At 74.8% G+C, this 18,245-nt stretch carries 18 protein-coding genes; 7 read left to right on the forward strand and 11 right to left on the reverse strand.

Going from position 1 to position 18,245, the window contains the following annotated elements:
- Positions 1–19: 19 nt before the first annotated feature.
- Positions 20–352, forward strand: a complete 333-nt coding sequence (locus ACFVU3_RS35480) for a 5-carboxymethyl-2-hydroxymuconate Delta-isomerase (RefSeq protein WP_390072895.1) — start codon at positions 20–22, stop codon at positions 350–352.
- On the opposite strand, the gene ACFVU3_RS35485 is transcribed toward ACFVU3_RS35480, so the two are convergent.
- Positions 337–1,056, reverse strand: a complete 720-nt coding sequence (locus ACFVU3_RS35485) for a TetR/AcrR family transcriptional regulator (protein WP_390072896.1) — start codon at positions 1,054–1,056, stop codon at positions 337–339. The two genes, ACFVU3_RS35480 and ACFVU3_RS35485, sit on opposite strands and share 16 nt — an antisense overlap.
- 37 nt (positions 1,057–1,093) lie before the next feature.
- Between ACFVU3_RS35485 and ACFVU3_RS35490 the strand changes: the two genes are divergently transcribed.
- Complete coding sequence (locus tag ACFVU3_RS35490) at positions 1,094–1,642, forward strand: hypothetical protein (RefSeq protein ID WP_390072897.1); 549 nt, start codon at positions 1,094–1,096, stop codon at positions 1,640–1,642.
- 4 nt (positions 1,643–1,646) lie between these two features.
- On the opposite strand, the gene ACFVU3_RS35495 is transcribed toward ACFVU3_RS35490, so the two are convergent.
- From ACFVU3_RS35495 to ACFVU3_RS35510, 4 genes are all read right to left on the reverse strand, one after another.
- Positions 1,647–2,708 (reverse strand): PDR/VanB family oxidoreductase, encoded by a 1,062-nt coding sequence (locus ACFVU3_RS35495; protein ID WP_390072898.1) that lies wholly within the window; start codon positions 2,706–2,708, stop codon positions 1,647–1,649.
- Complete coding sequence (locus ACFVU3_RS35500; RefSeq protein WP_390072899.1) at positions 2,708–3,592, reverse strand: metal-dependent hydrolase; 885 nt, start codon at positions 3,590–3,592, stop codon at positions 2,708–2,710. The genes ACFVU3_RS35495 and ACFVU3_RS35500 overlap by 1 nt, the downstream gene beginning before the upstream one ends.
- A 94-nt stretch (positions 3,593–3,686) precedes the next feature.
- A complete protein-coding gene (locus ACFVU3_RS35505) occupies positions 3,687–5,936 on the reverse strand; it encodes a hypothetical protein (protein ID WP_390072900.1) in 2,250 nt (749 codons plus the stop codon).
- A 76-nt stretch (positions 5,937–6,012) separates the two neighbouring features.
- On the reverse strand, positions 6,013–6,813 hold the full coding sequence (locus ACFVU3_RS35510; RefSeq protein WP_390072901.1) for a tyrosine-protein phosphatase: 801 nt from the start codon (positions 6,811–6,813) through the stop codon (positions 6,013–6,015).
- 296 nt (positions 6,814–7,109) lie between these two features.
- Here ACFVU3_RS35510 and ACFVU3_RS35515 point away from each other — a divergent pair, with 296 nt between their 5' ends.
- Together ACFVU3_RS35515 and ACFVU3_RS35520 are read left to right on the forward strand one after the other, a co-directional pair.
- Complete coding sequence (locus tag ACFVU3_RS35515) at positions 7,110–7,847, forward strand: hypothetical protein (protein WP_390072902.1); 738 nt, start codon at positions 7,110–7,112, stop codon at positions 7,845–7,847.
- Positions 7,848–7,910: 63 nt separating this feature from the next.
- Positions 7,911–9,341: a PepSY-associated TM helix domain-containing protein gene (locus ACFVU3_RS35520; protein WP_390072904.1), complete on the forward strand. Its 1,431-nt coding sequence runs from the start codon at positions 7,911–7,913 to the stop codon at positions 9,339–9,341.
- Positions 9,342–9,348: 7 nt separating this feature from the next.
- Here ACFVU3_RS35520 and ACFVU3_RS35525 read toward each other — a convergent pair whose 3' ends face one another.
- The 4 genes from ACFVU3_RS35525 to ACFVU3_RS35540 form a co-directional block, all read right to left on the reverse strand.
- A complete protein-coding gene (locus ACFVU3_RS35525; protein ID WP_390072905.1) occupies positions 9,349–9,888 on the reverse strand; it encodes a winged helix-turn-helix domain-containing protein in 540 nt (179 codons plus the stop codon).
- Positions 9,889–10,253: 365 nt separating this feature from the next.
- Positions 10,254–11,285 carry a glutamine synthetase gene (gene glnII, locus ACFVU3_RS35530; RefSeq protein WP_390072906.1) on the reverse strand — a complete coding sequence of 344 codons (1,032 nt, stop codon included), beginning with the start codon at positions 11,283–11,285 and terminating at the stop codon, positions 10,254–10,256.
- A gap of 187 nt (positions 11,286–11,472) precedes the next feature.
- Positions 11,473–12,621, reverse strand: coding sequence for a hypothetical protein (locus ACFVU3_RS35535; RefSeq protein ID WP_390072907.1), 1,149 nt, complete (start codon positions 12,619–12,621; stop codon positions 11,473–11,475).
- Complete coding sequence (locus tag ACFVU3_RS35540) at positions 12,618–14,039, reverse strand: hypothetical protein (RefSeq protein ID WP_390072908.1); 1,422 nt, start codon at positions 14,037–14,039, stop codon at positions 12,618–12,620. Before ACFVU3_RS35540 ends, ACFVU3_RS35535 begins: the two co-directional genes overlap by 4 nt.
- A 203-nt stretch (positions 14,040–14,242) precedes the next feature.
- Here ACFVU3_RS35540 and ACFVU3_RS35545 point away from each other — a divergent pair, with 203 nt between their 5' ends.
- Positions 14,243–15,151 carry a Gfo/Idh/MocA family protein gene (locus tag ACFVU3_RS35545; protein ID WP_390072909.1) on the forward strand — a complete coding sequence of 303 codons (909 nt, stop codon included), beginning with the start codon at positions 14,243–14,245 and terminating at the stop codon, positions 15,149–15,151.
- A gap of 25 nt (positions 15,152–15,176) precedes the next feature.
- On the opposite strand, the gene ACFVU3_RS35550 is transcribed toward ACFVU3_RS35545, so the two are convergent.
- Positions 15,177–15,539, reverse strand: a complete 363-nt coding sequence (locus ACFVU3_RS35550) for an arsenate reductase family protein (protein WP_390072910.1) — start codon at positions 15,537–15,539, stop codon at positions 15,177–15,179.
- 123 nt (positions 15,540–15,662) lie between these two features.
- On the opposite strand from ACFVU3_RS35550, the gene ACFVU3_RS35555 reads away from it, so the two are divergent.
- The gene (locus tag ACFVU3_RS35555) at positions 15,663–15,938 is read left to right on the forward strand and encodes a hypothetical protein (RefSeq protein ID WP_390072911.1); all 276 of its coding nucleotides are present in this window, start codon (positions 15,663–15,665) and stop codon (positions 15,936–15,938) included.
- A gap of 137 nt (positions 15,939–16,075) precedes the next feature.
- On the opposite strand, the gene glnA is transcribed toward ACFVU3_RS35555, so the two are convergent.
- The gene (glnA, locus tag ACFVU3_RS35560; RefSeq protein ID WP_390072912.1) at positions 16,076–17,497 is read right to left on the reverse strand and encodes a type I glutamate--ammonia ligase; all 1,422 of its coding nucleotides are present in this window, start codon (positions 17,495–17,497) and stop codon (positions 16,076–16,078) included.
- 222 nt (positions 17,498–17,719) lie between these two features.
- Here glnA and ACFVU3_RS35565 point away from each other — a divergent pair, with 222 nt between their 5' ends.
- Positions 17,720–18,187: an RDD family protein gene (locus tag ACFVU3_RS35565; protein ID WP_390072913.1), complete on the forward strand. Its 468-nt coding sequence runs from the start codon at positions 17,720–17,722 to the stop codon at positions 18,185–18,187.
- The last annotated feature ends 58 nt before the right edge of the window (positions 18,188–18,245 follow it).

Consider the following 18,245-nt stretch of genomic DNA (forward strand, 5'->3'; position numbering starts at 1 on the left):
ACCAGCAGGAGACACCGTCATGCCGCAGATCACCGTCGACTACTCCGCGCCCCTGGACCGGCGCGGCTTCGCGCTCGCCCTCCACGCGCTGCTGGCCGAGACGGTCGACGCCTCGCTCGACTCCTGCAAGACCCGCTTCCGCGAGGTCGAGGAGACCGTCGTCGGCGACGGGTCGAGCGAGGACGTCGTCGTCCACGTGGAGATCGCCCTGCTCTTCGGCCGCACCGACGCGACCCAGGCCCGGCTCTCCGAGGCCGTGCTCGCCCTGCTGCCCCGCTACCTCAAGGCGGCGGAGGGAGCACGCCTCTCGGTCGAGGTGCGCGACCTGGAGAACTCCTACCGCAAGCGCTGATCCGGCACGGCGGGCGCCGGGGCCAGCTCCAGGAGCCGGCCCACCAGCTCCGCGAACGGCCCGTCCGCCGGCTCCTCGGACAGGATCGCCGCCAGCACCTTCGCCGTCTGCTCGTCGTAGACGGCGCTCACCGCCGTGAGCGCGGCGAAGTCGTGCACCAGCTTCTGCTCCAGCTCCGCGCGCGGCACCCGCCGCCCGTCCAGCCACAGCAGCGCCGTCGACTCCGCGAGCGACACCCAGGACCGCACGACCAGTTCGAGCCGCGGCGAGGGCTCCGCCACCCCGAGGTGGGCGACGATCTGCTCGTACGCGGCCTGCCGCACCTCGTCGATCATCGCGTTGGTCGTCGACGACCCGACCGCGGGACCGCCCCGCATCAGCGCCGCGAACCCCGGCCCGTGGTCGTCGACGAAGTCGAAGAACCGGCCCATCACCCGCAGCAGCCGCGCCCCCAGCGGGCCCTGCGGGGGCTCCAGGAACCGCGCAGCGAGCTCGTCGGCCGCGCGCCGCAGCGCCGCCTCGTACAGACTCTGCTTGCCGGGGAAGTAGTGGTAGACCAGCGGCCGGGAGATGCCCGCGGCGGCGGCGATCTCGTCGATGGAGACCTCGTCGGGGGAGCGGCTGCTGAAGAGTTCGAGGGCCACCCCGATCAGCTGCTGCTTGCGCTCCTCGACGCCCATCCTGCGCCGTACACCGGTCGTCATACGAACAGCCTATCGGGGTCCGTTACGCTCCTCGTCCATGAGCGCTTCCGACCGGTCCAGCCCGGCCGCCGAGAGTCCCGTGACCGACGAGCCCGACAAGGCCGAGGACACCGACGGGGCCGCCGGGCCCGGCACGGCCGACACGATCGGCAAGGCCGGCGCGGCCGGCACGGCCGATGAGGTCGCGGAGACCGCCGGGACCGGGGAGCCCGACGCACTCGACGCGGACGGCGAACTCGGTGAGGACGACGAGGACGGCGAACTCGGTGAGGACGGCGAACTCGACGAGGACGACGGGCCGGTGGAGGACGAGGAGCCGGACCCCGCCGACGGCATGACCCCCAAGCAGGCGAGGCGGCTGCGCGTGACGGCCGCCTCGGTGCTCCTCGTGGTGATGGGCGTGGTCCTGGTGATCCGCCTCGCGAGCCGGACCTCCGTGCTCGTCGTCGGCGTCTACGGGCTCGCGATGATCCTCTGCGGGATCGTCATCGAGCTCTCCCGCAACGGCCGTACCCGCCTCGCCACCTGGCTCCTGGTGGGCGGCCTCGCGGTCGCCCTCGCCCTCGACTGGCTGGTCCTGCCCTGACGGCTCAGAGATCCAGGACGAGCTTCTTCCCGGCGCAGCGCGAGACGCAGATCAGCATCGAGTCCGCCCGCTCCGCGTCGGTGAGGAGTTCGTCCCGGTGGTCGACCTCGCCCTCCAGGACGGTCTGCCGGCAGGTGCCGCAGAAGCCCTGCGTACAGGAGTACATGAGGCCCGGCACCTCCTCCCGCACCGCCGCGAGCACCGACCGGTCGGCGGCGACGGCCACCGTCCGCCCGGAGCGCCGGAGTTCGACCTCGAACGGGGTGCCGCCGGCCGGGGCGGGGCCCGAGAAGCGCTCCAGGCGCGGGGCCCGGCCCTCCGGCATCGCGGCGGTCACCGCGTCCATCAGCCCGTCCGGCCCGCAGCAGTAGACGGCCGTCCCGTCCGGCACGGAGCCCAGGAACGACAGGTCCGGGTACCCGGACTCGTCCTCCGCGACCACGGTCACGCGGTCCCCGCCGAGCCGGAGCAGATCCGCCAGGTACGGCATGGTGGTGCGGGACCGGCCGCAGTAGACCAGCCGCCATTCCGCTCCCGCCGCCTCGGCGGCCCGCACCATCGGCAGGACCGGGGTGACGCCGATGCCGCCGGCGACGAAGACGTACGCGGGGGAGGGGACCAGCGGGAAGCGGTTCCGGGGGCCCCGGATCTCGATCTCGGCGCCCTCGTGGAGCTGTTCGTGCACCTCCCGCGAGCCGCCCCGGCCGCCCTGCTCCTCCTCGACGAGCCGGGTCGCGATCCGGTAGACGTCCGCCTGGCCCGGGTCGCCGCAGAGCGAGTACTGCCGGACCTGGCCCGAGGGCAGGACGAGGTCGAGGTGGGCGCCCGGCTCCCAGGAGGGCAGCCGCTCGCCCTCCAGGCGCAGTTCGACCACGCCTTCGGCGGGGACGGCCCGGCCGGTGACGAGCACCCGGCGCGGGACGGTCGCCCCGCGCCCGTACCCGGAGACGGGCTCCTCCAGGGACGGCAGCGGCCAGAGCGGCGCGCTCGTCATCCGGGAGCGCACCGCCCGCCGCACCAGCAGCGCGGCGCCGGCGGCGAGGGCGACGGTGGTGAACCGGGGCATCAGATGCCTCCGTTGGCGCCGGGCGAGGCGGCGAGGTAGGCCACGGCCTGCGCGGTGTCGCCCTCCTGGGAGGGGTGGTAGGCGCGGCTCAGATAGCGGGGGATCGAGCGCAGCATGGCCGGGGTGGACGGCAGCACGCCCTCGCGGCCCTTGCGGTAGAAGTCCGCCCAGGACGCCTTGGGGTCGAGCAGGGTGGGGTCGTTCTCCAGGAAGAAGCGGACCCCCCGCTGCCAGAGGAAGACCAGGGCGGAGAAGGCGAGCGCCCAGGTGCGGGCGCGCCGCCGGTAGCCGCCGTCCAGGTGCATGAAGAGCTCGAAGGCCACCGCCCGGTGCTCGACCTCCTCGGCGCCGTGCCAGCGGAGCAGGTCCATCATCATCGGGTCGGCGCCGCGCCGGTCCAGCTCCTCGGCGTTGAGGACCCAGTCGCCGAGGAAGGCGGTGTAGTGCTCGATCGCGGCGATCATCGCGACCCGCTCCATCAGCCACCAGCGGCGCGCCCGGCCCGGCGGCAGCGTCCGGTCGCCGAGCAGCTTCTCGAAGAACCAGTCGACCTGCGCGGTGTACGGCGTCGGGTCGAGGCCCTGCCTGCGCAGGTGCGGCAGGACGTCGTCGTGCGCCTGCGAGTGCACGGCCTCCTGGCCGATGAAGCCGATGACGTCCTCGCGCAGCCGGTCGTCGGTGATGTACGGCAGCGCCTGCTGGTAGACGTGCACGAACCACCGCTCGCCGGCCGGGAGCAGCAGGTGCAGCACGTTGATCGTGTGCGTGGTGAAGGGGTCGCCGGGAACCCAGTGGAGCGGGGTCTCCTGCCAGTCGAAGGCCACCTTGCGGGCCTTGAGCTCGACGTGTTCCGACGCCACCGGTGCAGGCTGCGTATTAGACATGCCGTCAATGTACTGAGGAGTAAGCACGGGGAACAGAGCCGTGCACCGCCTTTTTCGGCCCGCCCCCGGTACGCCGTCCGGCCCCGGCCCCCTCCTACTTCAGCGCCGGCATCCGGCGGCCGTCCTCCAGGGTGGCGCTCAGCTCCGCGCGGGCGCCCGCCTCCGCCGCCGCGGCGAGGACCGGCCCCTCGGCGCGGGCCGACACCCCGCCCCGCACCTCCACCGAGGCCACGTCCGGGCCGCCCGCCGCCAGCACGTACCAGCCGCCGCCCGGCGCCTGCCACAGCGCCCCGGCCAGCACCCTCGGCTCCCGCGCCCCGCACGCCGGGGCGTCCTGCGCGCGGGAGGCGACGGACGCCGGCACCTTCCGGTCCGGCGGCAGGAACTGCGCGAGGACCCGGCTGCCGGTGCCCCGCCAGGTCTCCGCCCGGGTGCAGACCCAGCTCGCCCGCCCCGCGCCCTCCGGCAGCGTCTGCCGGGCGAACCGCCACGCCTGCACCGAGCGCACGCCCTGCCCGAGGACCGTGGTCAGCTGGCACGCCGTCCGCGCCCAGACCGCCCGCGCCTCGCGTCCGGTCGCGTCCACGGGCGCGTCGGGGGCGCCCCACAGCAGCCGGGCGGGCAGCAGCTCGCCGAGGTCGCCGAGGAGCCGGCTGCCCGAATCGTCCTTCAGCTGGAGGGTGTTCCACCGCGCGCACTCCTTCGCGAGCGCGGGACTCGGCACGGCGTCGGTCACCCCGCGCGCGTCCCGGCCGAGCGGCCACGGCTCCTTGCCGGGCATCAGCAGGTCCCGTACGGACGCGCCGGTCACCCAGGGCGCGGTCAGATAGCGCACGTTCCCGGCCGCCCGCGTCACCACGACGGCACCGGCGCCGGGCCCCTCGGCCGCGTCGGCCCGGGCGAAGTCGAGCGCGGCGCCCGCCGTCCCCTCCACCGGCTCGGCGTACCGCACGATCCGCAGCCCGTCGTGGAAGAGCACCACCCGGGCCGCGTCCACCCGCCCCGCGAAGAGCAGCTGGGGCGGCCCCATCGGCGGCCCGACCGGAGTCCCCGGCGTCGCCGACGACTCCACCGCCCCGCCGGGCCGCGCCCACACGGCGAGCGCCCGCCGCAGCAGCCCCGCGTCCCCGGCGAGTTCCCCGCGCGCGGGCCACACCGAGAAGTCCCGGCGCACGGCACCGGGCCACACGGCCGCGGTCACCCGCTTCACCTTCGCCGGGTCGAGCGCGGCCTCGGCGGCGGGGTTACGGGCATAACTGGGCGCAGCAGCACCGTTTCTGCCCCACCCGTCGCCAGGCAGTCCGAGCAGCGCCCCGCACACCAGCAGCGCCGCCACGCCGACCAGCGCGGCCCGCCCGTGCTGGCGCCGGCGCAACAGGTCCCCGGGGCGCGCCTGGAGGGTGCACGGATCGAACTCCGCCGACTCGAGCAGCGCGGCACCGCTGAGCCGGCTCCCGGCGGCTCTGCCCGCCCGCCCACCGCCCGCGGACCCGCCGGTGCCGGCCGGGAAGCCGGAGCCCGCCGGGCCGCCGGTGTCGCCGGACCCGCCGGAGCCCGCCGGGCCTTCGGCGGCGCCCGGGCGGACCGGGGCGCCGGGGGCGGTGCCGGAGCCCGCCGGACCGCCGCTCCGGGTCCTGCCCGGTCCGGCCTGCTCGGCCACCCGCCCGGGACGCTCGCCGCCGCGCGCGGCGGAAGGGGCCTCCGGCGCGGGGCCCGGCAGGTGCCCCGATCCGCGCTCCGATCCGCGCTCCGGGCCGTCCTCCGGCCCGGCCGGCGGCTCGTCCTCCAGGGCGGCCAGTTCGGCGAGGGCCGACCTGGGGTCCCCGGCCCCCGCCGAGGCCAGCACCCGGAGGACCTCCGCGTCGCCCTGGCGCTCCAGGCCGCGCAGCACGTACGCGGCGCGGGCCGGCGCGGAGAGGCGGGCGAGCAGCTGGTCCAGGGCGAGTTCGTCCGCCCCGCCCGCGCGGGGGAACAGCCGCAGCCCCCACACCTGCGGGAGGAGCGGCGGCAGCTGGGCACGGCGCGGGAGCGCCGGCCGCCGCAGCGGCAGCGAGGCCACCAGTGCCTGGCGCAGCACCTCGCCCCGCACGTACGCGTACCCGGGATCCACCGCGTCCTCCGGCCGCCGGGGCTCCGGCAGGGCCGGCCCCGCCACCCGACGGCGCGGCAGGGCGCGCTGCACGAGCGCGTGCGCGGTCAGCACCCGCCGGTTGCGGCCCATCGTCGGCGGCAGGACCAGATAGGCGATGCGCACGAGGCGCGGATAGCGCTCGACGAGGGCGGCCTCGGCCTGCTCGACGTCGACGGGGCCCACGGGCGAGGGACTGAGATCCTGGGTGCTCACGTTCAGCAGAACGAGCGATTCTTCCGATGGTCACCCCGGTGGAGCGCCGGCGTCCGTCCGGCCCCGGCCCGCCCGCTCACACCGCGTACACCGTCAGCCGTTCCCGGATCAGCGCGGTGAGCTCGTCGGGGACGCCCAGCCCGTCCCGTACGTACGCCTCCATCGAGCCGTGCCGGTCCGCGACCTCCTCCAGCGCCGCGTCCAGGTACTCCGGCACGACCCCGATCATCGCGAGGACCAGCTCCGGGTCCCCGCCCTGGGTGACGAACCCCTCGATCATCGGCGCGAACGCCTGCCGCACCGCCGGGTTGACCGCCAGGTACTCCTCCCGCACGGTCGCCTCGTCCGCCCCCAGCAGGGCGAGCACCACCGTCGCCGCCCAGCCCGTGCGGTCCTTGCCCGCCGTGCAGTGGAAGAGCAGCGGCCCCGCGCCGGGCGTGGCCAGTTCGCCGAGGAGGGTCCGGTAGGAGGCGCGGGCCGAGCCGCCGGACACGAAGGCGCGGTAGGTGCCCCGCATCGCCTCGCGGATCCGCCCGCCGCCCAGGTGCCGCTCCGCGAGCGCCGGGTCGGTGAGCAGCTCCTTGAGCCGCGCGGCCGGCGGCAGCCCGCTCGCCGCCAGGTGGTCGGCGAGCACGTCGGCGACGACCGTCCGCGCCCCGTCCGGGAGCCGGTCGGGCCGGTCGGTCCGCTCGGCGGCGGTCCGCAGGTCCACGACCGTGCGGATCTTCAGCCCGGCCACGGTCTCCTCGTCCGGCTCCAGCCGGTCGAGCTGCGCCGACCGCAGCACGAGACCGGACCGTACGGAACGCCCGTCGCCCAGCGGAAGACCGCCGAGGTCCCGCAGGTTGGCGACGGACGTGGCGGGTATCGCGGCCATGGACGCGGGCTCCTCCCGTAGCGCGGCTCTCCCCCGACCGTAAGGGCCCCGCCCCGACTCGGCACCACAAGCCCGCCCTGGAGGCCCGCAGGGAGGCTCCGCCCGGCCGCCGACGGCGGCCCGGAAGGCGACCGGTCCCGACCGCCCCGGAGACCGGCGGAACGGCCCGTCCCGCCCGCCCCGCAGCCCCGCGGGGCGGCCCCTCCCGACCGCCCCGGAGGCCCGGAAAGTAGTTCGTTCCGTACCACCGGGAGGCGCTCTGTCCACGGCCCGCGGCGGGTGACACCATGACCCCGATGACGCACACCCGGTCGCCGCTGCGCGCCCTGAGAGCCGCCCTGTTCGCGGTCGTGTGCGTCGTACTGGCGGCGGTGGGGCATTCGTCCATGTCTGCCCATCCGCTCGACCCGCTCACCCTCCTCGCCGCCCTCGCCGCCACGGCCGGCGTCGCCTGGTGCGCGGCCGGACGCCGGCGCGGGCCCGTCGCCTGCGCGGGCGGCACCCTCGCCGCCCAGGGCGCCCTCCACTGGGCCTTCTCCCTCACCGGCGCCCACGCACCGGCCTCCGCCGCCCCGGCCGACCCCCTGGCGCACGCGGGGCACGCGGCGCACGGCGGACACCTGTCCCACGGCGTCCCCGTCCCCGCCGTCCCCGCCGTCACCCCCGCGGCCGACCCGCTCGCCACCGACCCGTCCGCCGCCGACGGGCTCGCCGCCCTCCTCGCCCCGGCCGCCGACGGCGGCCCCGGCATGCTCGCCGTCCACCTCCTGGCCGCGCTGGTCTGCGGCCTGTGGCTGGCCCGCGGCGAGGCCGCCTTCTTCGCGCTCGCGGAGGCGGCGCTCACCCCGCTCCGGCACCTGCTGGCCGTCCCGCTCGGCCCCGCCGCCGTCCCCGCCGACCCGCGCCGCCCGGTCCGGCGGCCCCGCCGGAACGCCCGGCGCCCGCACGTCGTCGTCCTCGCGCACGTCCTCTCCCGGCGCGGCCCGCCCGGCCCGTCCGTCCCCCGCGCCATGGTCCTCGGTCCGCTCGTCTGACGCCGCCGGGGGCCGCTTCCCCCTGCCCGACGGCAGACCCCTCACGAGACTCCGAGGACAGTCATGACCATCGACGATCCCGCACGCCCCGGCACCGCCGAGGCACCCCCACAGGCCCCCGAGGCCCCCTCCGCCCCGCGCCGCCCCGGCGCCTGGGCCGCACTGCGCCCCCTGCTCCTCCGGCTGCACTTCACGGCCGGTCTCCTCACCGCGCCCTTCCTGCTCGTCGCCGCGCTCAGCGGACTGCTCTACGCGCTCTCCTACCAGGCCGAGAAGGTGGTGTACGCGCACGAGCTGGAGGTCCCGGTCGGGGACACCGTCCTCCCGCTGGAGCGCCAGGTCGGCATCGCCCGCAAGGTGAACCCGGACGGCACCGTCACCGCCGTCTGGCCCGCCGCCGAACCGGGCGCGACCACCCGCGTCCTGATGGCCGACCCCGAGGCGCCCGAGGGCACCTCGCTCGCCGTCTTCGTCGACCCGTACACCGGTGACGTGCGCGGGCAGCTGCCCAGCTACGGCAGCAGCGGCGCCCTGCCGCTGCGCACCTGGATCGACGGGCTCCACCGGGACCTGCACCTCGGCGAACCCGGCCGGATCTACAGCGAACTCGCCGCCAGCTGGCTGGCGGTGCTGGTCCTCGGCGGCCTGGTCCTCTGGTTCGCCCGGCGCCGCACCCGGCGGCGCGCGCTCCTGCTCCCCGAGGGCGGCCCGAAGTCCCGCCGCCGCACCCTCTCCTGGCACGGCTCGGTCGGCCTCTGGGCGGCGCTCGGCCTGCTGCTGCTCTCCGCGACCGGCCTGACCTGGTCGCAGTACGCCGGCGAGAACATCGGCGCCCTCCAGGACCGCCTCGGCGGCGCCACCCCCACCCTGTCGGCGGGCGCCGCCGGCGGCGCGGGCGGCGAGCACGCGGGCCACGGCGCCGGCCACCAGCCGGCCGAACCCGCCCCGGCGACCGCCGACATCGGCGTCGACCGGGCCGTCGCGGCCGCCCGCGCCGCCGGACTCGACAGCGCCTCGATAGCCGTCACACTGCCCGCCGAGGGCAGCGGCTACGTGGTGAAGGAGACCGACAAGCAGTTCCCGGTCGAGCTCGACCAGGTGGCGCTGGACCCGGCCGACGGCACCGTCCTCGACCGGCTCGCCTTCGCCGAGTACCCGCTCCTCGCGAAGCTGACCCGGATCGGCATCGACGCGCACATGGGCGTCTTCCTGGGCCTGTTCAACCAGCTGGTGCTCGCCGCCCTGGCCCTCGCGCTGTCCCTGATGATCGTCTGGGGCTACCGCATGTGGTGGCTGCGCCGCCCGCGCCGGCCGGTGGGCCGGGGCGCCTGGCGGAAGGTGCCGGTGACGCTGCTGCTGCCGCTCGCGGCGGCGACCGCGCTCGTCGGCTGGTTCGTCCCGCTGCTCGGCGTCAGCCTGCTGGTGCTGCTGGCCGCGGAGGTCGTCCTCGCCCTGGTGACCAGGGCGAGGACGAAGCGGACCGCCGTCTCCTAGAAGGCGGTCAGGGCAGGTACTTGTAGCCGACCCGCCGCACGGTCTGGATCGTGTGGCGGTGCTCGGCGCCCAGCTTGCGGCGGAGCCGGGCGACATGGACGTCGACCGTGCGCCCGTCGCCCACGTGACCGTACCCCCACACCGTCTGCACCAGCTGGTCGCGGGTGTGCACCCGGTGCGGGTGGGCCACGAGATGGGCGAGCAGCTCGAACTCCAGGTAGGTCAGGTCGAGCGCCCGCCCGTCGACGGTGGCGATCCGCCGCTCCCCGTCGATGCCGACCGGCCCCTCCGGAGCGGTCCCGGGTTCGGGATCCGCCGCCGCGGGGGCGGGCGGCTGCTGGTCGGCGGGGAGCAGCACCAGATAGCCGACCATCGGGGGCCGGCCCGGCAGGACGGGCAGGGCGTGCGGGGGCGCCGGCAGCAGTGTGGCGCCCGGCGGAAGGAAGTCGGCGACCCGGGCCAGTCCGGCGACCTCGTCGGGGGCGACGGCGCGCAGGCGGGGACGGGGAGCGGCAAGCGGGGCGGCGGCAGCCTGGGTGTGGGCCATGAGGACTCAGCTCTCTCGCGCGAGGTACGGACGGACCGTTGGTCGTACGTCATGCGCGTCGGCCGAAGGCCGGGGACCGGAATCCGCCCGGTCGGGGCTTTAGAGGGCCGACGCGTTCCTCACGCGCCGACAGCACCGGTCGAAGTCGTGGTGCTGACGGGAAGGCCAGAACGGCTCGAGGTCGTGGCGACCCCGCGCGCTGTCGTTCCGCTCCATGCTGGCCATATCCCTATTAAACCAGGAGGGAAGTGCTCCGGGCAGTCCCGGGAGCCCAAATCCGTTGTCGCGCATCCCACATGACGGAAGGGGCGCCCACCGTACGGAACGGTGGGCGCCCCTTCACGGGAAGCGCTTCGGCGGGACGATCAGACCTGGCCGGCCTGGGCGAGGGCCTCGCAGCAGGTGTCCACCAGCAGGCGGGTCACCACGTACGGGTCGACGTTCGCGTTCGGACGACGGTCCTCGATGTAGCCCTTCCGGTCCTGCTCGACCTGCCACGGGATGCGGACCGAGGCGCCGCGGTCGGAGACGCCGTAGGAGTACTTGTCCCACGGGGCGGTCTCGTGCAGACCGGTCAGGCGGTCGTCGATGCCGGCGCCGTAGTTCTTGACGTGGTCGAGCGGCTTCGAGCCCTCGCCCAGCGACTCGCAGGCGGTGATGATCGCGTCGTAGCCCTCGCGCATCGCCTTGGTGGAGAAGTTGGTGTGCGCGCCGGCGCCGTTCCAGTCGCCCTTCACCGGCTTCGGGTCGAGGGTCGCGGAGACCTTGAAGTCCTCGGCCGTGCGGTAGAGCAGCCAGCGGGCGATCCACAGCTGGTCCGAGACCTCCAGCGGCGCCAGCGGGCCGACCTGGAACTCCCACTGGCCGGGCATGACCTCGGCGTTGATGCCGGAGATGCCCAGACCCGCGGTGAGGCAGTTCTCCAGGTGCGCCTCGACGATGTCGCGGCCGAAGATCTCGTCCGCGCCGACGCCGCAGTAGTAACCGCCCTGCGGGGCCGGGAAGCCGCCGACCGGGAAGCCGAGCGGGCGCTCGCCGTCGAAGAAGGTGTACTCCTGCTCGATGCCGAAGATCGGCTCCTGCGCGGCGTGCTTCGCGGCGACCTCGGCCAGCGCGGCACGGGTGTTGGACTCGTGCGGCGTCATGTCCGTGTTGAGGACCTCGCACAGCACCAGGATGTCGTCGCCGCCGCGGATCGGGTCCGGGCAGGAGAAGACCGGCTTGAGCACGCGGTCCGAGGCGTGGCCCTTGGCCTGGTTGGTGCTGGAACCGTCGAAGCCCCAGATCGGCAGCTCCGCCAGCGGCAGGACCTCGCCCGCGATGATCTTCGTCTTCGAGCGAAGCTTCGCGGTCGGCTCGGTGCCGTCGATCCAGATGTACTCAGCCTTGAAGGTCACGGGGTCATCCTTAGGGCGTGGCGTGCTGCTGCGGGAGTCCGAAGCGGCTCGCGGCGCTGCGAGAGCTGCGGTGTCGGCGCCGACCGCCCGGCCGGTACCCGGCCCGCCGTGACTGCGCCTTTCGTGTGACCGCAGCTTCGCAACACGGGATTTCCCTTCGGTTGCCCGTTTGTGAACCCCGTGTTACTCAGCCTTCCTGCGCATTCCGGGCCGCCTGTGCGAGCCCGTGCGCGTCGAGCAGCACGCCGAAGCCCGCCGCCCGGATCCGCCGCACCAGCTCGTCCCGCGAGATCCCCAGCGCCTCCGCCGTCCGCCCGGGGTGCCAGTCGCACGACGCCAGCCGGCGGAGCAGGTACCCCCGCCTGACCTGCGCGTCCGAGAGGCGGAAGGTCTTCAGATAGGCCGTCCGCCCCTTGTGGTCCGTGATCAGCTCGCCGATGTGCTGCTCCCGCCCGTCCCGCAGGAACGGCGGCAGGAAGCGGTACAGCGCGAACGACCCCATCCGGTACACCCGCTCGAACGCGTACGGCGTCTCCAGGAGGTCCCGCGCCATCAGCCCGTCGTGCGCCACCGCCCAGCGCCGCTCCTGCTCCCGGGCCGCCGCCCGCAGGTCCGCGAGGTCCCGGATCCCGCCGGCGCCGTCCCGGATCCGGGCGGTGAACCCGGGCACCGGGCCCCCGTAGTACGCGTACTGGTGCACCAGCTCGCCGTACAGGTCCTCCACCAGCGTCGGGTGCAGCAGCCGGTAGTCCTCCGGGTGCGGCACGACGAACGCCGCGGCCAGCGCGTCCGCCGTGTACACGAGCACCCCGCACTGCCCCGGGTGCAGCTCGAAGATCCGCAGCGCCTCCGCGAGCCCCGGCACGTCCACGCCCGCGTACGCCGCCTCCGCCCGCGGCGACAGCCCCCGCCGCAGCGCGGCCCGCGACCACTCCTCCCACAGCACGGACGGCCCGCCGAAGTGCAGCGAGAGATACCCCTCCAGCGCGAGGTTCAGCGGCAGGAACCGCAGCCGGCGCTCGCCCCGGCGCCGCTTCGCCAGCCGGTGGTGCGGGGCGCGCACGGGCACGGCGGCCGGCGGCGCGTCCCCGAGCCGCGTCCCGTACGCCGCCTCCTCGCGCTCCGTCCCCGACCAGTCCGCGACGAAGCCGTGCGGGATGTAGGAGGTGTAGGCGGTGCCGTCACCGACGTCCACGCACCCGTCCGCCGTCTCGTACACCTCCCGGTGCAGCCGCAGCCCCCCGACCGGCTCGGCGCGCACCAGCGGCACCAGCCGCACCCCGCCCCACACCTGCGCGGGCCGCACGGCGAGCCCGGTGAGATCGATCCGCGTCACGTCCCCGCCCCCGCCTTCCGGTGCTCCGCCAGGAAGTCCGCCACCCGCCGGTCCAGATAGGCGCGCAGCTCCGTCAGCCCGGTCCGCCCCTCGGCGAACCCGGCGATCTCCACCAGCGCCGGCAGGTCCTCCGCGTCCCGGATACCGACCGCCGGCACCGAGGGCCCCAGCCGGCGCACATCGAACACCCCGGCGTCGTATACGGGGTTCACATGCACGACCGCCGTCCGCCGCTCCGGGTCGAGCCGCGACCGCCAGACCCGCAGCACCTCGCCCGCGAGCCCCGGCGGCGCGTTGTCCCAGCCGTCCGAGACGATCAGCAGCCGGTCCGGCCCGCCGTCGAGCGCGTCGAGGATCCGCAGCCCCAGCGGGGTCGGCCCCCACGGCCGGACCAGCAGCGGATCCGTACCGCCCGACGTCCACAGACCGGTGTACGCCCCCGGCGCCGCCAGCGCCTCCAGGAGGAAGTGGCAGCCGAGCGCGACGGCCAGCGGCCGGCGCCGCTTCACCGCCGAACCCGACGACGAGAAGCTGTCGTCGAGCACGGCCGCGACCCGCCCCCAGCTCCCCGCGTACGGCCCCGCCGCCCGCCGCGCCGCCGCCCGCAGCGCCCCGGTCAGCTCGGCCCGCCGCTCCGCCCGCTCCGCGAACGGCAGCGCCAGCACGTGGAGCGCCAGCCTCGTCAGCGGCATCACGTCCAGCCCGGAGGAGCCCCCGGCACCCCGGCCGGCGGCCCGCTCGCTCCGCAGCCGCTCCAGCCGGGTCATCCGGGGCGCGATCCGCTCCAGGAACACCGCCCGGTCCACCCCGTGCCGCGCCGCGAACCCCTCGGCCACGGTGAACGGCAGCTCGTACAGCGCGCCCTCGTCGTGGTGGGCCCGCCGGTACGCCTCCAGCGTCCGGCTCCCGTACCGCGCCCGGCGCCCGGGCGCGAAGAGGAAGTCCCCGGTCTCCGCGTCGGCGGCCGGCACGTGCGCGTGCTTGAGGGCGGCCTTGACCCCGGCCCGGTACTTCACCGCGTCCAGCGCCGGATCCGGCCGGGCCGCCAGCCACTCCCGCACGATCGCGCGCGTCCGCCGGTTGTTCACCCCGGCCTCCCGCAGCCTCCGGAAGAGCCGGTACACCCGCTGCGGCGCCATCCGCGCCAGCCGGGCCGCGACCAGCCGCCCCTCCCCGTCGCCGGCCTCGCCGGGGGTGCGCAGCAGCTGCTCGACGACGAGGGCCGCGTTGTGGTCGTTGATGTCGAGCGCGAGGGAGGCCGCGTACAGCGGGCGGTAGTTGACCCGCACGTACTCGTGGACGAAGGCGAGCGACAGCCGCTGCTCGGCGGCGGAGGAGCGGAACTCCCGCTGCCCGGTGGCGGTCACGGCCGCGTTGACGAACAGCAGCACGTCCTCGGCGGCGACGAGCTCGGACACGGCGTCCCCCACTTCTCGCGTGTCGGCGTGCCGGCCGGGGAAGGGGAGCGCGATCAGCGAAGACGTTGCTTTACCAGGCAGGTTCCGGAAGTCGCGCCGAAGTCCCGCGGCCGGCACCCGTGCACGCTAGCACCGGCCCCCGGGAGCGCGGCCACCGGATATCCGGGTGGGACCGCGGGCCCCCGGACGGGCAGACTGGCCCCATGGCGAACCCCTCCGCACCCCAGCGCCCCCGCATCGGACTGCTCGGCACCGGCCCCTGGGCCGCCCGGACCCACGCGCCGGCGCTCGCCGCGCACGAGGGGGTCGAGTTCGCCGGGGTGTGGGGCCGGCGCCCGGAGGCGGCCGCCGAACTGGCCGCGGCCTCCGGCACGCGCGCCTACGAGGACCTGGACGTCCTCCTGGCGGAGTGCGACGCCGTGGCGGTGGCGCTCCCGCCGGACGTCCAGGCCGCCGTCGCGGCCCGCGCGGCCCGCGCCGGCTGCCACCTTCTCCTCGACAAGCCGCTCGCGACCACGGTCGCCGCGGCCCGCGAGGTCGCGGAGGCGGCGGACGGGGCGGGCGTCGCCTCGGTCGTCTTCTGCACCCTGCGCTTCGCCCCGGAGACCGCCCGCTGGATCGAGGAGCGGCGGGCCGAGGGCGGCTGGTACCTCGGTGAGGCCCGCTGGCTCGGCTCCCTCTACGCCTCCGGATCCGAGAGCCCGTACGCCGCCTCCCCCTGGCGCCGCGAGAAGGGCGGACTGTGGGACGTCGGCCCGCACGTCCTCTCCGTGCTGCTCCCGGTCCTCGGCGACGTGACGTCGCTGACGGCGGCGAGGGGCCCGGAGGACACCCACCACCTGGTCCTCCGCCACGCCTCGGGCGCGAGCAGCACGGCGACCCTGACCCTGAGCGCCCCGCCGGCGGCGGCGGGCGCGGCGATCACCCTGCACGGCGCGGCGGGCCGGTCCGACCTGCCGCCGTGGAACGGCGCGGTGGAGGCGTACGGTCACGCCGTCGACGCCCTCCTCGCGGCGGCCCGCACCGGCACCCCGCACCCCTGCGACGCCCGCTTCGCCCTCCGCCTCACCGAACTCCTCACGGAGGCGGAAGCGCGGGCGGCCGGGCACTGACGGCCCCGGCCCCCGCCGGGGCCGGCTACTTCCGTCCGAGGGCGTCCCGCACGGCCTCCTCGGTCCGTCCGACGACGGCCGTGCCGTCGTCGGCGGTGATGATCGGGCGCTGGATGAGCTTCGGGTGCGCGGACAGGGCCTCGATCCACCGCTCGCGGTCCTCCGGGGTCCGCCCCCACTCCTTCACGCCGAGCTCCCCGGCGACGGCCTCGCCGGTCCGCGTGATGTCCCAGGGCTCCAGCCCCAGCCGCTCCAGGACGCCCCGGATCTCCTCCGCGGAGGGCACGTCCTCCAGGTACTTCCGGACGGTGTAGTCGGCCCCTTCCGCGTCGAGCAGGGTGAGGGCGCCGCGGCACTTGGAACAGGCGGGATTGATCCAGATCTCCATCCCCTCAAGTTACCCCCAAACCCCGTCCGACCAGGCCCGATTGTCAGTGGTAGCACCTAAAATAGGGGGTGAAGGCAAGGGCCCCGGGGAGGGCCCCCGCCACCGTTCGCCAGGAGGTAGCCCATGGCAGCAGCCGTGATCCGCAGGCCGTCCATCGAACCCTTCACGCCGCTCCGGAAGAAGCCCCTCCCGGCCGGCCGCCCGCGCGAGTGGTACATCACCCACAACCGTCGCCTCAAGGCCATGCGCCTCGCGATCGCCCTCCTCGACGCCGGCGTCTACGTCCCGTCGAAGGCCACCGACGCCACCATCCGCACCACGGCCCACCTCATCGGCATCCACCCCCCGTCGGACACCACCTGCCGCCTGGTCCGCGCCTTCATCCGCGACAAGCGCTGACCCGTCCGGCGCGCCGGGGGGAGACGCGGCGAGGGCCGCCGTCCCGGAGTCTTCCGGGGCGGCGGCCCTCAGCGGTGCGTCTGGCGCGCCTCGCGGCTCGGAGGCCGCGGGACGGTTCGTCCCGCGGCCGGAGCGGTCTAGAGGTCGTAGTAGAGCTCGAACTCGTGCGGGTGCGGGCGGAGCTGGATCGGGGCGATCTCGTTGGTGCGCTTGTAGTCGATCCAGGTCTCGATCAGGTCGGAGGTGAAGACGCCGCCGGCCTGGAGGTACTCGTTGTCCTCCTCCAGGGCCCTGAGCACGGCCTCCAGGTTGGTCGGGACCTGCGGGACGCTCGCGTGCTCCTCGGGGGCGAGCTCGTACAGGTCCTTGTCGATCGGCTCCATGGGCTCGATCTTGTTCTTGACGCCGTCGAGGCCCGCGAGGAGGAGGGCGGAGAAGGCGAGGTACGGGTTCGAGGACGGGTCCGGCGCGCGGAACTCGACGCGCTTGGCCTTCGGGTTCGAGCCCGTGATCGGGATGCGCATGGCGGCGGAGCGGTTGCGCTGCGAGTAGACCAGGTTGACCGGCGCCTCGAAGCCCGGGACCAGGCGGTGGTAGGAGTTCACCGTCGGGTTGGTGAAGGCGAGCAGCGACGGGGCGTGCTTGAGGATGCCGCCGATGTAGTAGCGGGCGGTGTCCGAGAGGCCCGCGTAGCCGGCCTCGTCGTAGAACAGCGGGTCGCCGTTGGACCACAGCGACTGGTGGACGTGCATGCCCGAGCCGTTGTCGCCGAAGATCGGCTTCGGCATGAAGGTCGCGGACTTGCCGTTCCGCCAGGCGACGTTCTTGATGATGTACTTGAACAGCATCAGGTCGTCGGCCGAGGCGAGCAGCGTGTTGAACTTGTAGTTGATCTCGGCCTGGCCGGCGGTGCCCACCTCGTGGTGCTGGCGCTCGACCTGGAGGCCGACCTTCTCCAGCTCCAGGGACATCTCGGAGCGCAGGTCGGCGAAGTGGTCGACCGGCGGGGCCGGGAAGTAGCCGCCCTTGTAGCGGACCTTGTAGCCGCGGTTGTTCTCCTCCGCACCGGTGTTCCAGGCGCCGGCCTCGGAGTCGATGTGGTAGAAGCCCTGGTTCGCGGAGGTCTCGAAGCGGACCGAGTCGAAGACGTAGAACTCGGCCTCGGGGCCGAAGTACGCGGTGTCGGCGATGCCGGTGGAGGCGAGGTACGCCTCCGCCTTCTTCGCGATGTTCCGCGGGTCACGGCTGTACGCCTCGCCCGTGATCGGGTCGTGGATGAAGAAGTTGATGTTGAGCGTCTTGTCGCGGCGGAACGGGTCCAGGCGGGCCGTGGAGAGGTCGGCGCGCAGCGACATGTCGGACTCGTGGATGGCCTGGAAGCCGCGGATCGACGAGCCGTCGAAGGCCAGCTCCTCGGACGGGTCGAAGGCCGTCGCAGGGATCGAGAAGTGCTGCATCACGCCGGGAAGGTCGCAGAAGCGGACGTCGACCATCTTGACGTCCTCGTCCTTGATGAACTTCGCGACCTCGTCGGCGTTCTGGAACCCGTGCTTGGACATCCAACTCCTCCTACTCCCGGCCCGGGGAGGGGCGGGGTTGCAGCTCGGTGATGCGGCCAGTGCGGTGGCGCACGCTCGGACCCGACCCTAGGCAGTCGGGATTTCTCAAGCATGACCCATTTGTTTCGTCGAAGTTAACCGGCGCGGGTGGCGACTCTCCGTGTCGCGCCCCATCCGCACCCGGACCGAAGTGATCGAAAACGGGCGCAGTACGGTGGTCGGGTGGACAACAGGCAAGCACTCGGATCGTGGCTCTCCGGCCCCCGCGCCGCGGCGGAGCAAGCAGGCGTGGACTTCGGCTACCGGGGGCAGCAGCTGGGCCTCCCCGAGGAGGGGCCGGGCTCCATCGCCCGTCCGGGGGCGCGGCTCGGCGCCCTCGCCGTGGACTGGGGCCTGTGCCTGCTGATCGCATACGGTCTCATCACCGACGGCTATGGGCAGGCGACCAGCAACTGGGCCCTGCTCATCCTGTTCGTCCTGAACGCCCTGACCGTCGGCACCGTCGGCGCCACTCCGGGGAAGGTGCTCTTCCGCCTGCGGGTCGTCTCGGTCCACGGGGGCCGGCTCTCGCTGCCCCGCGCCGTGCTCCGCGCCGCCCTCACGTGCCTGGCGATCCCCGCCCTGGTCTGGGACCGGGACGGCCGCGGCCTCCACGACCGCTTCTCCGGCGCCGTCCAGGTGCGCGTCTGACCCCCTGGGCCGCCGGTACGGAAAATGGCGGTGCCCCGGACCTCGTGAGGTCCGGGGC

Origin of the sequence: Streptomyces sp. NPDC058052, assembly GCF_042885515.1 — a bacterium.
Lineage (GTDB): Bacteria > Actinomycetota > Actinomycetes > Streptomycetales > Streptomycetaceae > Streptomyces.